This is a genomic window from Pseudomonas triclosanedens, assembly GCF_026686735.1.
GTDB classification, from domain to species: domain Bacteria; phylum Pseudomonadota; class Gammaproteobacteria; order Pseudomonadales; family Pseudomonadaceae; genus Pseudomonas; species Pseudomonas triclosanedens.
In genome coordinates this window covers 2419412-2437180 of record NZ_CP113432.1, presented here as the reverse complement: position 1 = coordinate 2437180, position 17769 = coordinate 2419412, and the positions used below count along the sequence as shown (strand labels likewise).

Here is a 17769-nt window from a genome sequence, read left to right as displayed (position 1 = left end):
TCCTCAACAGGCCTGTGCTTCACGAATGACAGCGGCCAGGCGGCGCAAGCCCTCGCCTGCGCGTTCGGGGGCCACGTGGCTGAAGTTCAGCCGCAGATGGCCGGGGTGGGCGTCCGGGTCGGTGAAGAACGGCTCGCCGGGCATGAACGCTACATTCTGCTTCAACGCCGCGTCGAGCAGCGTGCGGGTATCCAGTGGCTGCTTGAGCGTGAGCCAGAAGAACAGTCCGCCCTGGGGCACGTTCCATTCGGCCAGGTCGGCGAAATGCTCTTGCAGTTGCGCCTGCATGGCATCGCGGCGGATGCGGTAGAAATCACGCAGCTCCGCCAGATGGCCGCGATAGGCTTCGCTGCCGAACCACTGCAGCGCCTGCCACTGACCGATGCGGTTGGTGTGCAGGTCGGCGGACTGTTTCAGGCGCAGCAGGTGCGGGAACAGATCGGGCGTGGCGATCAGGAAACCCACGCGCAAGCCCGGCAGCAACGTCTTGGACGCTGTGCCGGTGTAGATCCAGCTCGACTTTTTCAGGCGGCTCACCAATGGCGTGGCAGCGCCCTCGTCGAACACCAGCTCGCGGTACGGTTCGTCCTCGATCAAGGTCACCCCGAACTCGTCGAGCACGGCGGCGACTTCGTCGCGGCGCTGCTCGGTGTAACGCACGCCGGAGGGATTCTGGAACGTTGGAATCAGGTAGGCAAAGGCCGGTTTGTGCTGCTCCAGGCGCTGGCGCAGGACAGCCACGTCCGGCCCCTCGGCGCCCAGCGGAACAGTCACGCAATTCGCGCCGAACAACTGGAATGCCTGCAACGCCGCAAGATAGGTCGGCGCTTCAAGCAGCACCTCGGTACCCGGGTCGACGAACAGCTTGGCAGCCAGGTCCAGCGTCTGCTGCGAGCCACTGACTACCAGTACCTGGCTCGCTTCACAGGGCACGCCCTGACGGCGCGCTTGCTCTGCAATGGCCTCGCGCAGGGCCGGCTCGCCCTCGCTCATGCCGTACTGGCCCATGCTCGCAGGCATGTCTGCCCAATCGACCTTCGGCAGCATCGGCTCCGCCGGCAGGCCGCCGGCGAAGGACATCACCTCCGGACGCTGCGCCGCAGCCAGGATTTCGCGAATCAGGGAGCTTTTCAGACGGGCAATGCGTTCGGAGAAGGCCATGAGGTCACCGGGTAGCGTGCGCACGGAAGAATGAGTCAAACTGCTTGACCGAAGCTACGACGCCCACCACGGATACGTCAATATGCCTGACCTAATAAAAAACAGCCTTCAGCTCCAGGCCATGCAAGCGTTCTTCTACAGCTACCGGGCCTTCACCGCAAAACCCGACGAAATGCTCGCCCGCCGCGGGCTGAGCCGCGTCCATCACCGCATCCTGTTCTTCATCGCGCGCAATCCGGGCCTGAGCGTCAGCCAGTTGCTCGGCGCCCTGGGTGTGACCAAGCAGGCGCTGAACACCCCGTTGCGCCAATTGACGGAAATGCACCTGATCCGCAGCGAAGCCGCCGATAGCGACAAGCGCAAGCGGCTGCTGGAACTCACAGCCGAAGGCAACAGGCTGGAGAAGGCCCTGCGCCGCGAACAGGATCTGCTGCTACAGCGCGCCTTCAACGAAGCCGGCGAAGAGGCGGTAAAGGGCTGGCTGGCGGTGAACCAGGCGATAGCCCATCCGCGGCAGCACGACTAGGCCGTGGCGCTATCCAGCTCCCGCGCCCCGCGCAGGAACATCAGCGCCAGCGGCAGCAGGCTCATCACCGCCAGCAGGGTACCGGGCAGGAACAGCAGGACGCTGAGCAGGCACACGCCCGAAGCCACCTCCAGCCAGCCCATGATCTTCACCGACGGATACGGCAGGCCGATCTTCAGCAGGCGGATGCCGTACCACAGAGTAACGACGCCGCTGGGCACGAACATCCCCATGAAGCCCATCAGCGCGCCGTTGAATTCGCCGCTGAGCTGGGCATCGAAGAGCACCCCGTAGACCTGCATCGCCACCGCCAGGATGATCGACAACACCACCGGCCAGGCCAGGCCGCGCGCGGCGAAGCGGTCTTCCAGGAATACCTTGCTGCGCCACAGCAGGAAGCTGCCCAGCAGCGTGCACAGCGCCCCCAGCCACAACTCGTAGCTCTGCAGGGATGGCGCGCCGTCCAGCGGCGCGGCGAACGAGAGGCCGAACAACACCAGGTCGCACAACAGCAGCGCCACGCTCAGACCGGCGAGCAGGCGCAGGCGACCGGGGTTCCAGCGCCCATTGAGCAAGTCCCCGGGAGCAGGCTGATCCACCAGCTCGACCTTGGGGGCGGCATAAGGATTGTGTTTCATACAAGCCTTTCCATCGTTGTACAGCGTACCTGCACCATAGCGGGGCACTTCCGGTCACGCCATTACAATCCCGACTGTACGGGCGACTCGGCGCCTGTCTGTTACGGGACAGCCCGCCAGCGGCGGATTAGTCTGCGGAAACAACAAGACTCATGTGCCGCCACCATGCCCATCGAACTCCTCGGCGCCTTCGTGCTGTTCGCCTTCGTCACCTCCATCACGCCCGGCCCCAACAACATGATGCTGCTGGCCTCGGGCGTGAACTTCGGGGTCCGCCGCACCATCCCCCACATGCTCGGCATCAGCATCGGCTTCCTGCTGCTGGTCGTCGCCGTCGGCCTTGGCCTGCACCAGTTGTTCGAACGCATCCCTGCCACCTACCAGGCGCTGCGCTATGCCGGTGGGGCATACCTGCTATATCTCGCCTGGAAGATCGCACGCGCCGGAGCCCCCGAAGCGGCGGGCGAAGACAGTGCCCGTCCCATGACCTTCCTGCAAGCCGCCGCGTTCCAATGGGTCAATCCCAAGGCCTGGGTGATGGCAGTGGGTGCCATCGCCACCTACCTGCCGCCCGACAGCGTGATCGGCAACGTCATCCTCATCGCCACCCTGTTCGCCGTGGTCAACCTGCCCAGCGTGGGCGTCTGGACTATCATCGGCAGCCTGCTGCGCCGCTGGCTGGAAGACCCGCTGCGCCTGCGACTGTTCAACCTGGGCATGGCCATCCTGCTGGTCGCCTCGCTCTACCCGCTGCTCACCAGCGCCTGACGGAAATCCGCGCATGACCGAACTCACCCCCACCCCGTCCCCGGATCGCCTGCGCCCGCTCGCCGACTCCTCCCCCGCCGCGGTAGTCGCCGGCTTCGTCGCCATGCTCACCGGCTACACCAGCTCGCTGGTACTAATGTTCCAGGCCGGTCAGGCTGCGGGCCTCTCCAGCGCGCAGATATCCTCATGGATCTGGGCACTGTCCATCGGCATGGCCGTCACCACCATCGGCCTGACCCTGCGCTATCGCACGCCTATCGTCATCGCCTGGTCCACCCCTGGCGCCGCCCTGTTGATCAGCAGCCTGCCCGGCGTGCCCTACGGCGAGGCCATTGGTGCCTTCATCGTCTGTGCCGGCCTGATCACCCTGTGCGGCGTGACCGGCAGCTTCGAGCGCCTGATGCGCCAGGTGCCCGGCTCGCTCGCCGCCGCCCTGCTGGCCGGCGTACTGTTCCGCATCTGCATCGAAATCTGCCGCGCCGCCGAACAGCAAACCCTGCTGGTGGTAGCCATGTTCCTCAGCTACCTGTTCGCCAAGCGCCTGTCGCCACGCTACGCAGTGTTTGCCGCGCTTCTGGTGGGCATCGCCCTGGCTGGCGGCCTTGGCCTGCTCAACTTCAGCCACTTCCAACTGGAAGTCGCGCGCCCGGTATGGACCACCCCCAGCTTCTCCCTGGCCGCCACCATCAGCATCGGAATTCCGCTGTTTATCGTCGCGATGGCCTCGCAGAACATGCCGGGCCTGGCGGTACTGCGCGCCGACGGCTATCAGGTGCAAGCCTCCCCGCTGATCTCCACCACCGGTATCGCCTCGCTGCTGCTGGCCCCGTTCGGCTCCCACGGTATCAACCTCGCCGCGATCAGCGCCGCCATCTGCACCGGCCCGGAAGCCCACGAAAACCCGCACAAGCGCTACACCGCCGCGCTCTGGTGCGGCCTGTTCTATGGCGTGGCCGGCATCTTCGGCGCCACCCTGGCGGCGTTGTTCGCCGCATTGCCCAAGGCCCTCGTGCTATCCATCGCCGCGCTCGCGCTGCTCGGCTCGATCACCAACGGCCTGACCAACGCCATGAGCGATGCCCGCCAGCGCGAAGCGGCGATGGTCACATTCCTCGTGACCGCCTCCGGCTTCACCCTGTTCTCCGTGGGCTCGGCCTTCTGGGGCCTGGTGGCCGGACTGCTGACGCAACTGGTACTGAACTGGCGCCGCGCCCCGTAAGGGGACACTGGCGCCACTTCGGCGAATCGGCGCATTGCTCAGCCGTTCACAGGCCGGCAGCCGTTGCTGGAGGCGAGCGACAAGGCAAATTGGTCGTCCGCTGCCGGAATGTCGGTGGTGAAACCCATGATCGACTCCCCGGCGGCGCGCGCATGAGCGCGCAGATGCTCGCCACGTTGCCTGGGCCGAGCCAAGCAACCGCCAGGCGATACGCCGCGGGCTCCAGGCGGCATGAAACCGTGGAACCGCGGCCCAGCCTCAGGCCGGTGCCCGTTCCGCCGCCGACTTCATCACGCCACGGCTCACCCACCAGCCAAAGATGGCGGCGGTGAAGAACATCAGCACGCCGTAGATGGCCGCCGGAATCGCCATTGTCTTGTTGTTCAGCAGCATGGGGCTCAGCGCCAGGGCGATGGCCAGGGTACCGTTGTGGATACCGATCTCCATGCCGATAGCAATGGCCTGCGGCTTGGGCAGCTTGAGCAGGCGCGGCACCCAGTAACCCACGGCGAGGCTGAGCAGGTTGAAGCTCAGGGCCGCCGCGCCGACGATCGGGGCGTAGGCAACGAAGGTTTGCCAGTCCTTGGTCACGGCAACGCCGATGATCACCGCCAGCAGCAGCGCGGAGAGAATCTTCACCGGCTTGTGCAGCTTTTCCGCCACACCCGGCAGTTGGCGGCGGATGAGCATGCCGATGGCGACCGGGCCCAGAACGATGATGAACACCTGCACGACCTTGGCAAATTGCAACGGGATGGTCTGGCCGTCGCTCATGAAGTACCACAGCGACAGGTTGACGATCAGCGGCATGGTGAGAATGGCGATCACCGAGTTCACTGCAGTGAGGGTGATGTTCAGTGCCACGTCGCCGTGGGCCAGGTGGCTGTACAGGTTGGCGGTGGTGCCGCCGGGGGACGCGGCCAGCAGCATCATGCCAACGGCCAGCGCGGCTTCGAGGGCGAAGCCGATGGTGATCAGGAAGCAGGCCAGCGGCAGCAGGACGATCTGGCACACCAGGCCGATGAGCACGGGCCTGGGATAGCGCACGACGCGGGCGAAATCGGCGATGGTCAGGGACAGGCCCAGACCGAGCATGATGATGCCCAGGGCGATAGGCATGAAGAGTGTCAGCAAGGGATCGTTGGTCATTGTCGTTATTCTCCAACTCGGGAAGGCGGATTCTTTGGGCCGCTCCAGCGCTTGTAACTGTCCCTGCGTGCCAAAACCACTTCTTCCTGTAACAGAATGCAAAACTTTGTTGCAGCCCTTTTCGCCGTGTCTGTCATGGGTCAAGCCGGGTTGGCGGCAGGGTCGCCATCCTGCTTGCATAACGTGGTCCCACACGACAGGAGCCTCCCATGACCCAACGCCGCGCCCCGCGCACCGCCGGACGGGTGCCGCCACCGTGGCACACGCTCTCCACCGAGCAGGTCCGGCAGCAACTGGGCGACGATCCCGGCGGCCTGAGCGACGCCCAGGTACAGCAGCGCCTGACCGAATACGGCGAGAACCGCCTGGCGCCGCCCAAACGGCGCGGCCCCTGGATGCGCCTGCTGTTGCAGTTCCACAACATTCTGCTCTACGTGATGATGGCCGCCGCGCTGGTCACCGCCCTGCTCGGCCACTGGATCGATACGGGCGTGCTGATGGGCGCGGTGGTGATCAACGCGCTGATCGGTTTCGTACAGGAGGGCAAGGCGGAGTCGGCGCTGGATGCCATCCGCGACATGCTGTCGTCCACCGCGATGGTGCTGCGCGACGGCAAGCGCCAGCAGATCGACGCTGCCCAACTGGTGCCCGGAGACCGTGTCCTGCTGGCCTCCGGCGACCGGGTGCCGGCCGATTTGCGCCTGATCAACAGCAAGGAATTGCGCATCGAGGAGGCGGCGCTGACGGGTGAGTCGCTGCCGGTGGAGAAATCCACCGACGCGGTGGCGGCGGACGCGCCGCTGGGCGACCGCCACGGCATGGCCTACTCCGGCACGCTGGTGGTGTACGGCCAGGCGTGCGGCCTGGTGGTAGCCACCGGGGCCGATACCGAGCTGGGCAAGATCAACCAGATGCTCAGCAGCGTAGACAGCATGACCACGCCGCTGCTGCGGCAGATCGACCGCTTCGGCCGGCTGCTGGCCGTCGCCATCCTCGGCCTCGGCGCGCTGGTGTTCCTGCTCGGCACGCTGTGGCGCGGCGAAACGCCGGCAGAGATGTTCATGATGGTGGTGGCGCTGGTGGCCTCGGCGATTCCCGAGGGGCTGCCGGCGATCATGACCGTCACCCTCGCCCTCGGAGTACAGCGCATGGCACGCCAGCAGGCCATCGTCCGCCGACTGCCGGCGGTGGAAACCCTCGGATCGGTGACGGTGATCTGCTCGGACAAGACCGGCACGCTGACCCGCAACGAGATGACGGTGCAGCGAGTTGTCTGCGCCGGCCACGTGTTCGAGGTGGGGGGCGTGGGTTATGCCCCGGTCGGGGACTTTTCCCTGGACGGGCGGATCATCGATCTCACCCACTACCCGGCATTGCAGCAGGCGATCCAGGCCGGCGTGCTGTGCAACGACGCCTCCCTGCATGTGAACGCCGACAGCCAGTGGCACGTCGACGGCGACCCCACCGAAGGCGCGCTGCTGGTGCTGGGCGCCAAGGCTGGCCAGACGCAGGACGCCAGCAATGCCCAATGGCCCCGCCGCGACAGCATTCCCTTCGAGTCCCAGCATCGCTTCATGGCCAGCCACCATGTGGACCCGGCGGGCGAGTCGTGGCTGCTGGTCAAGGGCGCACCGGAGCGTTTGCTGGAAATGTGCTCACGGCAGCGCAGCGCCCACGGCGAGGAGCCGCTGGACCCGGACTACTGGCGGCGCATGGCCACCGATACCGCCGCCCAGGGGCTGCGCCTGCTGGCCCTGGCCGCCAGGCGTGCGGCACCGGCGGGCGAGATGCTGGGCTTCGAGGATGTGGCGGAAGGTTTCACCATGCTGGCGCTGGTGGGAATCATCGATCCGCCGCGCAGCGAGGCCATCGATGCGGTGGCGGAATGCCATGCGGCCGGCATCCGGGTAAAGATGATCACCGGCGACCACGGCGAAACCGCCCGAGCCATCGGTGCGCAGTTGGGCATCGGTGTCGGCAAGCCGGCGGTGACAGGTGCGGAAGTGGCGTTGATGGACGACGCAGCGCTGCGCCGGGTGGCGATGGAAGTGGATGTGTTCGCCCGCGCCAGCCCCGAGCACAAGCTGCGTCTGGTGCAGGCGCTGCAGGACGACGGCCAGGTGGTGTCGATGACTGGCGACGGGGTGAACGATGCTCCGGCACTCAAGCGCGCAGACGTTGGTGTGGCGATGGGCAACAAGGGCACCGAAGCGGCGAAGGAAGCGGCGGACGTAGTGCTGGCCGACGACAACTTCGCCAGCATCGCCAGCGCGGTGCGTGAGGGCCGCGCGGTCTACGACAACCTGAAGAAGTTCATCTTGTTCATGCTGCCCACCAACGGCGGCGAGGCACTGGTGGTGATCGCCGCGCTGATGCTCGGCCTGGGCCTGCCGCTGACGCCGGCACAGGTGCTGTGGATCAACATGGTCACCTCCGGCACCCTGGGCCTGGCGCTGGCCTTCGAACCCGCCGAAGACGGCATCATGCGGCGCCGCCCTCGCCCGCCGGGCAGCGCGCTGCTGTCGGGTTTTTTCATCTGGCGGGTGCTGATGGTCTCGGTGCTGATGATGATCGGCGCGTTCGGGCTGTTCGTCTGGGAGTTGCAGAGCGGTACGGGCATCGAGGCCGCACGGACGATGGCGGTCAACGCGGTGGTGATGGCGGAGATGTTCTACCTGATCAACAGCCGCTCGATCTTCGCGTCGGTGCTCAACCGCGAAGGGCTGCTGGGCAACCGCTATGCGCTGGCGGCCATCGCGGTGTGCATTGCACTGCAACTGGCATTCACCTATGCGCCGTGGATGCAGAACCTGTTCGGCTCGGCTGGCCTGAGCCCGCTGGAATGGTCGAAGGTGCTGGGCGCGGGGCTGCTGGTGTTCCTGGTGGCGGAACTGGAGAAATGGGTGATCCGCCGCACCGGGCTGGCAACGCGGCTGGCGGAACGCGGCTGAGGGGCTGCCGGGCGAATCGGCGGCTGCGCCGGATTCGCCCGGCGCGCGGTCAGATGGCCGTCGCGCCGCCGTCCACCGGCAGTGCTATGCCGGTGGTGAAGCCGGCGTTGTCGCTGCACAGGTAGAGCACGGCGCCAGCGATTTCCTCGACCTTGCCGACTCGGCCGACCGGGTGCATGGCGGCGGCGAACTCGGCCTTCTTCGGGTCGGCTTCGTAGGCGCGGCGGAACATGTCGGTGTCGATCACCGCCGGGCAGACGGCGTTGATGCGGATTTTCTTCTTCGCGTACTCGATGGCTGCGGATTTGGTCAAGCCGATCACAGCATGCTTGGAGGCGGCGTAGATGCTCATTTTCGGTGCGGCGCCGAGACCGGCCACGGAAGCGGTATTGACGATGGCGCCGCCGCCCTGGGCGAGCATCAGCGGAATCTGGTGCTTCATGCACAGCCAGACGCCCTTGACGTTGACGCCCATGATGGCGTCGAACTCACTTTCCTCGCCATCGGCAAGCTTGCCCTTCTCGATCTCGATGCCGGCGTTGTTGAAGGCGTAGTCGAGGCGGCCATAGGCGGCTACGGTACCTTCCACCAGCGCCTTGACCTCGGCGTCGCGGGTGACGTCGCAGCGGATGAAGGTGGCTTCGCCGCCCGCCGCGCGAATCAGCTCGACAGTCGCCTCACCGCCCTTGGCGTCGACATCGGATACCACGACCTTGACGCCTTCGCGGGCGAACGCCTGGGCGGTGGCGCGACCAATGCCGTTACCGGCGCCAGTGACCAGGGCAACCTGGCCGGAAAGCAACTGACTCATGAGCGGACCTCGAAGCAGTGTGGAGAGAACCGTCGCAGTCTAGCCAGCGCTCCGCCGGCGCGAAGCACTATCAGGCGGCGCGTAGGCGGTGCATCCATCCCGATGATGATGCGTACAAGCCGGCATCACTCACAGCGATGGGCGAACATTCCCCTGGCGGACGGAACTTGCCGCCACCGGCGGCGCGGACTATCACCTAGGCTTTCCCCTTGACGAGGCCACTGCCATGCCTGCCCAACTCAACCGCCAGTTCCAGCTCGCCCAGCGCCCTGTCGGCGCAGCCACCCGCGATACCTTCGCCTATGTCGAGACGCCGGTTGGCGAACCGGGGCCGGGGCAAATCCTGGTGCAGAACCAGTACCTGTCGCTGGACCCGGCCATGCGCGGCTGGATGAACGATGCCAAGTCGTATATCGCGCCGGTGGCCATCGGCGAGGTGATGCGCGCCCTGGGCGTAGGCAAGGTGATCGCCTCGCAGCACCCGGACTTCAAGGTCGGCGACGAGGTGAACGGCGCGCTCGGCGTGCAGGACTACTTCCTCGGCGAGCCCAAGGGCTTCTACAAGGTGGACAGCCAGCGCGCGCCACTGCCGCTGTACCTGTCGGCGCTGGGCATGACCGGGATGACGGCCTACTTCGGCTTCCTCGATGTCGGCAAGCCGCAGGCCGGCGATACCGTGGTGGTTTCCGGCGCCGCCGGCGCGGTGGGCAGCGTGGTCGGACAGATCGCGAAGATCAAGGGTTGCCGCGTGGTGGGCATCGCCGGCGGCGCCGACAAATGCCGCTATCTGATAGACGAGCTGGGCTTCGACGGCGCCATCGACTACAAGGCCGAAGACGTCAACGCCGGCCTCAAGCGCGAGTGTCCCAAGGGTGTGAACGTGTTCTTCGACAATGTGGGCGGCGACATCCTCGATGCGGTGCTGGCCCGCCTGGCCCCCAAGGCGCGGGTGGTGATCTGCGGTGCGATCAGCCAGTACAACAACAAGGAGTCGGTGCGCGGCCCGGCCAACTACCTGTCGCTGCTGGTGAACCGTGCGCGCATGGAGGGCATGGTGGTAATGGACTACGCCCAGCGCTTCCCGGAAGGCTTCAAGGACATGGCGGGCTGGATCGCCACGGGCGAGCTGAAATCGAAGGAAGACATCGTCGAGGGACTGGAAACCTTCCCCGAAACGCTGGCGAAGCTGTTCAGCGGCGAGAACTTCGGCAAGCTGGTGCTGAAAGTCTGATCCGCAGCGCGATACCCATACAGGCGGTGCGCCAGGACCTGCCCTCCGCCGCCGGGTATCGCGGCATTCCACACAGGAAGTGAGAGAGCGTAGGCATACGGCACTTCGCTCGCTATCTCGATGATTTCCGACAAGCCGTAGGCAGGCTTTCCATCTAAGATTTCCCTTGGTCGATTCCAAGGAAGATTCCGCATGCCCCTAGCCCGCTGGCTGCCCGGCCTGGACAGTCTGCTGCACTACCGTCGTGACTGGCTGCCTCGCGATATCCAGGCGGGCCTGTCGGTGGCCGCCGTGCAGATTCCTACCGCCATCGCCTATTCGCAGATCATCGGCTTTCCGCCCCAGGTCGGGCTGTATGCCTGCATCCTGCCGATGCTGATCTACGCGCTGGTGGGCAGCTCGCGACAACTGATGGTAGGCCCGGACGCTGCCACCGCGGCGATGGTCGCCGCTGCCATCACGCCACTGGCGGCGGGCGATCCGCAGCGCCTGCTGCAGTTGTCGATGATCGTCGCGGTGCTGGTTGGCGCGCTGTCGATCGCTGCCGGTTTCGCCCGCGCCGGCTTCGTCGCCAGCTTCCTTTCGCGGCCAACCCTGGTGGGCTACCTGAACGGTATCGGCCTGAGCCTGATCGCCGGCCAGCTCGGCAAGCTGCTGGGCTACCACAGCGAAACCAGCGGATTCGTGCGGGGCTTGATCGCATTGCTGCGCAACCTCTCCAACACGCACCTGCCAACGCTGACGCTGGGGGTTTCCACACTGCTGTTGATGGTTGTGCTGCCGCGTTTCTACCCGAAGGTTCCAGGCGCGCTGGTGGGCGTGCTGTTCGCCACGCTGGCGGCGGCGCTGCTGGGGCTGGACCAGTACGGCATCAAGCTGCTGGGTGAAGTGCCGCAGGGGTTGCCGACGCTGATGTTCCCGCACACCACCTACGAGGAGCTGGGCAGCCTGTTCCGCGACGCGATGGGGATCACCATCATCAGCTTCTGCAGCGCGATGCTCACCGCGCGCAGCTTTGCCGCGCGCCACGGCTACAGCGTGGACGCCAACCACGAGTTCATGGCGCTGGGCATGGCCAATATCGGCGCGGGGATTTCCCAGGGTTTCGTGATCAGCGGCGCGGATTCGCGCACCGCCGTGAACGATATGGTCGGCGGCAAGAGCCAGATGGTCGGCATCGTCGCCGCGCTGGTGATCGGACTGGTCCTGCTGCTGTTCAGCAAGCCGTTGGGCTGGGTGCCGATGCCGGCGCTGGGCGCGGTGCTGCTGATGGCCGGCTGGGGGCTGATCGATTTCCGCGCGCTGCGCGGTTTCTGGCGCCTTAGCCGGTTCGAATTCGCGCTGTGCGTGCTGACCACCGTGGGCGTGCTGAGCGTTGGCGTGCTGCCGGGGATCTTCGTGGCGATCATGCTCGCGCTGCTGCGCCTGCTCTATCTCACTTATCGGCCGCACGATGCGGTGATGGGCTGGGTGCATGGCATCGACGGGCAGGTGGAACTGGAGCAGTACCCCAACGCACGCACCCTGCCGGGCCTTGTGATCTACCGCTTCGACGCGCCCCTGCTGTTCTTCAACGCCGACTACTTCAAGCAGCGCCTGCTGGAAGTGGTGGCCAAGGCTCACCAGCCGCGCGCGGTGCTGCTCAACGCCGAAGGTATCCTCAACCTGGACATCAGCGGCCTGACCACCCTGCGCGAGGTGCAGCAGACTCTGGAGGCCAAGGGTGTTCACCTGTCCCTGGCACGGGTGACGGGAGAGACGCTGGCGATGCTCAAGCGTTCCGGCCTGCTCGGTGAAGTGAAGCCGCCGCTGGTATTCAGCTCGGTGCGCGCCGGGGTCAACGCCTATCGCCGCTGGCACCAGCAACGCAAGGCGGAGCACGCCTGGGACCAGCCCTCAGAGTCGAAACTGACCGACCAGCCCCTGTAGTTCGCGGCTCAACTGCGCCAGCTCGACACTCGACGAGGCGGTGGACTCCATCGCCTGTGACGACTCGTCGGCGATGCCACGGATACTGGTGACGCTGCGGCTGATTTCCTCGGCCACCGCGCTCTGCTGTTCGGATGCGGCGGCGATCTGCTGGTTCATCTGGTGAATCACCGCCACCGCCGATGCGATGGTGCCCAGCGCGGCCTCGGTCTGTACGGCATCGCTGACGGTCATTTCCACCAGCGCATGGCTGTGCTGCATACGCTGTACCGAGGTGCTGGCGCCATTCTGCAGGGCGGCGATCAGCCCTTCGATCTCGGCGGTGGATTGCTGGGTACGCCGCGCCAGCGCCCGCACCTCGTCGGCGACCACGGCGAAACCGCGCCCCTGTTCGCCGGCCCGCGCCGCCTCGATGGCGGCATTGAGCGCCAACAGGTTGGTCTGCTCGGCAACATTCTTGATCACGTCCAGCACGCTGCCGATGCTCTGGCTCTCGCGCCCCAGTTGTTCGATGCTCTGGGTGGCTGCGCGCACCGCGTCGGCCAATTGCTCGATGCGGCCGAGCGTCTGGCGCACCACTTCCTGCCCGCTGGCCACCTTGCCGTCAGCCTGTTCGGCGGAGTTGGCGGCCTCCTCGGCATTGCGCGCCACGTCATGGACGGTGGAGGCCATCTGGTTCATCGCCGTGGCCACCTGATCGGTCTCGGCCTTCTGGTTGTTGACACCGAGCTGCGTACGCTCGGTAACGCCGGACAGCGCCTGCGCCGAGGCGGTGATCTGGCCCACGCCGTCACGCAACCGGCTGACGATACTGCGCAGGCTGTCGGCCATGCTCGCCACGGCACTCATCAGTTGCCCCACTTCGTCCTTGCGGCTCACCTCGATACTGGCGCTCAGATCACCCTCGGCGATCCGGCTGGCCAGGGCGATCACCTGGCGCAACGGGCGCACGATCATCCAGGTGATCAGCAGCGAGGCCAGCGCTCCCACCAGCAGCGCCAGCGCGGCGGAACCGAGGATCAGCGCGGCGTTGGTGCGCAGGCCGGCGAGCATGGCCGACTGCTGCGCGGCGTAGGCGTCGTCCACCAGCTGCATGACTTCGGCGGCGCGCTCGCTCATCTGCGCATGTACCTGTTTTTCCTGGTCGAGGGCGGAGGTGTACTCGTCGAGCTTCTCGACGAAGGCGTTGATATTGGTGATCACATCCTTGAGCACCGACACGTAGGTCGGGTCGGTGATGCTCGCCTGGAGCTGGCTGGACAGTTGCAGCGCCTCGCCGGCGGACTTGATGCGGCCATCCGCGGGTTTGTCCGCGCCGCCGCTCTCCACCCGCGAGCGGGCTTCATTCAGGCCCTGCAACACCAGGCGATACAACTGGCTGACCTGCGCCGCCTGTTGCAGCAGCTCCTCGCCCTTCTGTCCCTGGGATTCCTTCAGTTCGTAGGCGCCGTCGTCGGCCAGGCTCGATTGCAGGATGTCGAGGCTGTTGGAGGCGCCGCTGACCGACCAGGTCGCCGCATCCAGCGACAGCCGCCGGCTCTTGCTGGATTTCTCAAAGCTCTCGAAGGCGGCCAGGTAGCCGGCGATGCCCTGCTCCACCCGATCCATGGTCGCTGCCTGCTCCGGCAGGGCCTTGAGCCGCGCGACCCGTTCGCTCAAATCCCCGGCATGCTGCCGCAGCGCCTGGGCCGCAGCGGGATTGGCGTCCAGTACGAAATCCTTTTCGCTCTGGCGCATCTCCAGCACGATGCGGTTGATCGCCGACATGTCGTTGAGCACATCGAAGCGCTGGGAAATCGAGCGCAACGAGGTGACACCGATCACCGCCACCAGCGCCGTCAACAGCAGCACCAAGCCGAATCCGATGGCCAGTTTCCTTGCCGTTCCCATGTCGGCCAGACGTCGTTGCATGAAGGCAACCATGCCATCCTCCCCGCGTGCAGGCGATCCTTCGATGCGAAGGTCTCCTGATCGTTGTCGTCGCTTTTGCGGGGAACATTAGGAGCGCCGTCGGATGCCGAACAAGAGCCGATGGCGGTGATGGCACTCTGATGCTGCGCACGGATATGCAGAGGTCGCATCCAGAACAGTCACAGCGAGTTCCCACCACCAAAGCAGAGCCTTCCGACAGCCAATCCTCGCCTTGTCAGGCACAGTCCGTCGCCCACATCAATCAGGAGGCGACATGCAAGCCCGTTATCGACTGGTCCTTAAACATCCCGCACCAGGCTTCGGCACTCGCCTGGAGTTCCCGGCGCTGTACCGCCAGACCGCACTCATCGAACGCATGTTCGCCGAACGCGGGCTGGCGCCGCTGCGGCAGTTCGTCTGCCCGCCGGGCCCCGCCAGCGACTGGTTCCGCGCCGACGACGGCCGCCGGCTGGCCCATGAGCTGATCTGCTGCGTCCACCGCGACCCGCAGCGCTTCGACAACGCCACGACGCTGCTCGACGAACTGTTCATGTTCAGCGAACAGTTGGAAGTGGCGTACCTGAGCGGCAACCGCTGGCACTTCGAGGAGGCCGCCGGCCCTTGCGCTACTTCGGGCGAATCATGTTGAAGGTGTCACGAGTGTAGCTGTACTGGGTACCGCCCAGGCGCCCCACCAGGTCGAGCTTCGCCGGGTCGACATGGCGTTCGTCGCGCATGACGCCGTCGTCCACGTGCGCCAGCAGCACGCGGGCGAAGATGAGGTAGCTGCTGGGCTTGTCCGCCGGGTACGGGATGATTTCCGCCAGTTGGCACTCGAATGCCACCGGCGCGCCCAGTACCCGTGGCGGCGTGACCCGCTCGCTGGGTACGGTGGCGAGATCGGCGTGCTCGATCTCGCTGACGCCGTGGGGCAGCCAGGCGGCGGTGGCGTTCATGGCGTCGGCCTGGGCCGCGCTGACCAGGTGGATAACCAGCTCGCCGGTTTCGCGCACGTTGCGCAGGGTGTCCTTGACGCTGCCGTCGTCACGCACGCTGGTGTTCACCATGAGGGTCGGCGGCTCGTCGCTGATGACCTGGAAGAAGCTGAACGGCGCCAGGTTGCTCTTGCCGTCGGCGGACAGCGTGCAGACCCAGGCGATCGGGCGTGGAGTGACGGTGGAGGCCAGCCAGCGATAGGCATCGGCTGGCGCGAGTGTGCTGAAATCGAGCTGCATGCGTGTTCCCCTGACTGCCGGACGGATCAAAATGTCCGTCCGGCGATTATGCCCGCGCCAGAGCCTCCGGGCGACGCTCGTATCAGCGCCCGGCCCGCGACTCCTTGATGTAGAAGCGCGCCTTGCTGGCCTGATCCAGGCAGCCGCCGTAGGACTCGACCTGTTGTTCGGTCTTGGCGGCAGTGATCAGGGTCAGGGCCTTGGAATAGCTGACGGTACCGGCGAAACCCTCGGCCTTGGCCAGGTCCAGCTCCTTCCAGGCGGCGTTCAGTTCGTTGGCGCAGCTATCGCGGTTGACCGTGGTGCCGGAGCAGCCGGCCAGCAGCAGGCTGGCCGCCAGTACTGCATAGAGTGCCTTCATATCGATCTCCGTGGTGTTGTGCAGGCGATTTCCAGCTTAGACGGCCTCCGCCGCACATGCCGGCTACACTGGCTGTTCGTCCACTCTACGAGGAGAGCGATCATGCGCTATCAGGGAAGCTGCCATTGTGGCGGCATCGCTTTCGAGGTGCAGGGCGAGGTCGGCGAGGTCATCGAGTGCAACTGTTCGATTTGCAGCCGGCGAGGCTCGCTGCTGTGGTTCGTGCCCAGGGACAAGCTGCAACTGAGCACGCCCGAAAGCGCCATGAGCAGCTACACCTTCAACACCCACCGCATCCAGCACCGCTTCTGCCCCACCTGCGGTTGCGCGCCACTGGCGTTCGCCAGCGCGCCCGACGGCAAGCCGATGGCCGCCATCAACGTGCGCTGCCTGCCGGAAGTCGACATCTCGACGCTGACGGTGCGGCATCACGACGGCAAGAGCCTGTAGCGGGAAGACCGCGAAACAGCGGACCGGTTGGCGCATGGACACTCCCCCAGCGCAGCGATGCCCATCGGGTATCACGCGGCTCCGCTGATGGGGATCGCAAGCTCTCCCAAGCTTCGTTTCTGGCGTTCGATGCCCTGGCGGAACCCTGGGCGCTGGCCGCGGGCCAAAATCCGCCGGCACAAAAAAGCCACCCCGAAGAGTGGCTTTTCATTCTCACCGATGATGGATCACTCCGGCATCTTCATCACGACACGACCACCGCCAGGGCAGGTTTCCATGTAGCAGTTCGCGTCGTGGTACTGGGCGAAGTCGAACACGCGGTCGATGCTCGGTTTGAGCAACTGGTCGGCGGTCATCTGGTTGATCGCGGTCAGCGCCCGCTGCACGGCCTCATCGTTGCGAACCAGGCCGATATCGGGCTGGCCGGTGAAGTCCAGCACGCAGTGACGATAGAACTGCAGGTGCTTCTTGAACGCCGCGCAGGCCGGGAAGGCTGCGTCGTTGCCGCCGTTGATGCCATAGAGGATCAGCTTGCCGCGCGGGGCCGCAACATCACCCAGCAGCTTCATCTGCGGACCGGCGCACTGGTCGAGAACGATCTCGACGCCCTGGCCCTTGGTGAAGCGCTCGACTTCCAGCACCAGGTCCTGTTCCTCGGTATAGATGATCTTGTCCGCCCCCAGGCCCTTGAGGAACTCGCGGGTTTCCTCATGGCTGGTGGTGGCGATCACCTGCGCGCCAAGCGCCTTGGCCAGTTGTACCGCCTGGGGTGCCAGGCAATGGCCGGCCTCGGTGATCAGCACGCGCTGGCCGGGTTTGATCTGCGCCAGCTCGACCAGCGCGAAATAGGAATACAGCAGGCCGGTGTAGTGCACGGCGGCTTCGACCGGGGTGAGTACTTCCGGGTAGCGAGTCAGCGACGTGCGCGGCAGGACGACGTGGTCGCCCCAGGCCGGGTACAGATTCGGCGAATTCGCCGGAAAGCTGGCAACCGCAACGCCGGGCTCGAGGTCATCGACCCCGTCGCCCACGGCTTCGACGATGCCGGACAATTCATAACCGATGCCCGCCGGCAGCTTGGCCTGATCCGGGGCGAGGTTCTGCCGCCAGAGCACGTCGCGCCAACTGACGCCCAGCGCCTGGGTACGGATCAGCACTTCACCCGGCCCCGGTTGCGGGGTCGGCATTTCCTCGATCTTCAGGACCGAGGCATCACCGAACTGGTGGAAACGGATCATGCGGGACATCACATACCTCGCGTTCTATTGCTTCATAGCCACGGACTCTATCCGGGCTTTCGGGGTGACGCCACCGTCCACCATTGATAATTGACATAAATGGCGATGATTCGGCGTCCGCCTCCAACCCTTGCCTGGCGCGGCCCGGGCGCTCTGCGCCGGGTTTGCGCGCGGCATCGCGCAGCAGTCTG

General features: G+C 65.8%; 16 protein-coding genes. 8 read left to right on the top strand and 8 right to left on the bottom strand.

The genetic code is table 11. From position 1 onward, the window contains the following. Window positions 1-3: 3 nt before the first annotated feature. Window positions 4-1161, bottom strand: a complete 1158-nt coding sequence (locus OU419_RS11480) for an aminotransferase-like domain-containing protein (protein ID WP_254473288.1) — start codon at window positions 1159-1161, stop codon at window positions 4-6. Window positions 1162-1243: 82 nt separating this feature from the next. Here OU419_RS11480 and OU419_RS11475 point away from each other — a divergent pair, with 82 nt between their 5' ends. Continuing rightward, window positions 1244-1687 carry a MarR family winged helix-turn-helix transcriptional regulator gene (locus OU419_RS11475; RefSeq protein WP_254473291.1) on the top strand — a complete coding sequence of 148 codons (444 nt, stop codon included), beginning with the start codon at window positions 1244-1246 and terminating at the stop codon, window positions 1685-1687. Here the strand turns inward: OU419_RS11475 and OU419_RS11470 are convergent. Next, window positions 1684-2325: a hypothetical protein gene (locus OU419_RS11470; RefSeq protein ID WP_254473293.1), complete on the bottom strand. Its 642-nt coding sequence runs from the start codon at window positions 2323-2325 to the stop codon at window positions 1684-1686. The genes OU419_RS11475 and OU419_RS11470 overlap by 4 nt on opposite strands. 165 nt (window positions 2326-2490) lie before the next feature. On the opposite strand from OU419_RS11470, the gene OU419_RS11465 reads away from it, so the two are divergent. Beyond that, window positions 2491-3093 carry a LysE family translocator gene (locus OU419_RS11465; protein WP_254473294.1) on the top strand — a complete coding sequence of 201 codons (603 nt, stop codon included), beginning with the start codon at window positions 2491-2493 and terminating at the stop codon, window positions 3091-3093. A gap of 13 nt (window positions 3094-3106) precedes the next feature. Continuing rightward, window positions 3107-4312 carry a benzoate/H(+) symporter BenE family transporter gene (locus tag OU419_RS11460; protein ID WP_254473296.1) on the top strand — a complete coding sequence of 402 codons (1206 nt, stop codon included), beginning with the start codon at window positions 3107-3109 and terminating at the stop codon, window positions 4310-4312. A 258-nt stretch (window positions 4313-4570) separates the two neighbouring features. On the opposite strand, the gene OU419_RS11455 is transcribed toward OU419_RS11460, so the two are convergent. After that, a complete protein-coding gene (locus tag OU419_RS11455; RefSeq protein WP_254473298.1) occupies window positions 4571-5461 on the bottom strand; it encodes a bile acid:sodium symporter family protein in 891 nt (296 codons plus the stop codon). A 209-nt stretch (window positions 5462-5670) separates the two neighbouring features. Between OU419_RS11455 and OU419_RS11450 the strand changes: the two genes are divergently transcribed. Continuing rightward, window positions 5671-8412: a cation-transporting P-type ATPase gene (locus tag OU419_RS11450; protein WP_254473300.1), complete on the top strand. Its 2742-nt coding sequence runs from the start codon at window positions 5671-5673 to the stop codon at window positions 8410-8412. A gap of 49 nt (window positions 8413-8461) precedes the next feature. Here OU419_RS11450 and OU419_RS11445 read toward each other — a convergent pair whose 3' ends face one another. Continuing rightward, complete coding sequence (locus OU419_RS11445; RefSeq protein WP_254473302.1) at window positions 8462-9223, bottom strand: SDR family oxidoreductase; 762 nt, start codon at window positions 9221-9223, stop codon at window positions 8462-8464. 226 nt (window positions 9224-9449) lie between these two features. Between OU419_RS11445 and OU419_RS11440 the strand changes: the two genes are divergently transcribed. Further along, a complete protein-coding gene (locus OU419_RS11440) occupies window positions 9450-10454 on the top strand; it encodes an NADP-dependent oxidoreductase (RefSeq protein ID WP_254473304.1) in 1005 nt (334 codons plus the stop codon). A gap of 192 nt (window positions 10455-10646) precedes the next feature. Then, window positions 10647-12383, top strand: a complete 1737-nt coding sequence (locus OU419_RS11435) for a SulP family inorganic anion transporter (RefSeq protein WP_254473306.1) — start codon at window positions 10647-10649, stop codon at window positions 12381-12383. On the opposite strand, the gene OU419_RS11430 is transcribed toward OU419_RS11435, so the two are convergent. After that, on the bottom strand, window positions 12351-14306 hold the full coding sequence (locus OU419_RS11430; RefSeq protein WP_254473308.1) for a methyl-accepting chemotaxis protein: 1956 nt from the start codon (window positions 14304-14306) through the stop codon (window positions 12351-12353). The genes OU419_RS11435 and OU419_RS11430 overlap by 33 nt on opposite strands. Window positions 14307-14568: 262 nt before the next feature. Here OU419_RS11430 and OU419_RS11425 point away from each other — a divergent pair, with 262 nt between their 5' ends. Beyond that, complete coding sequence (locus OU419_RS11425; protein WP_254473310.1) at window positions 14569-14943, top strand: hypothetical protein; 375 nt, start codon at window positions 14569-14571, stop codon at window positions 14941-14943. On the opposite strand, the gene OU419_RS11420 is transcribed toward OU419_RS11425, so the two are convergent. Continuing rightward, on the bottom strand, window positions 14921-15529 hold the full coding sequence (locus OU419_RS11420) for a flavin reductase family protein (protein ID WP_254473312.1): 609 nt from the start codon (window positions 15527-15529) through the stop codon (window positions 14921-14923). The two genes, OU419_RS11425 and OU419_RS11420, sit on opposite strands and share 23 nt — an antisense overlap. Before the next feature lie 82 nt (window positions 15530-15611). Continuing rightward, on the bottom strand, window positions 15612-15890 hold the full coding sequence (locus OU419_RS11415) for a hypothetical protein (protein ID WP_254473314.1): 279 nt from the start codon (window positions 15888-15890) through the stop codon (window positions 15612-15614). Between the two features lie 102 nt (window positions 15891-15992). Between OU419_RS11415 and OU419_RS11410 the strand changes: the two genes are divergently transcribed. Then, window positions 15993-16340: a GFA family protein gene (locus OU419_RS11410; RefSeq protein WP_254473316.1), complete on the top strand. Its 348-nt coding sequence runs from the start codon at window positions 15993-15995 to the stop codon at window positions 16338-16340. 227 nt (window positions 16341-16567) lie between these two features. Here OU419_RS11410 and OU419_RS11405 read toward each other — a convergent pair whose 3' ends face one another. After that, window positions 16568-17587, bottom strand: a complete 1020-nt coding sequence (locus OU419_RS11405) for a zinc-dependent alcohol dehydrogenase family protein (protein WP_254473318.1) — start codon at window positions 17585-17587, stop codon at window positions 16568-16570. Window positions 17588-17769 lie beyond the last annotated feature (182 nt).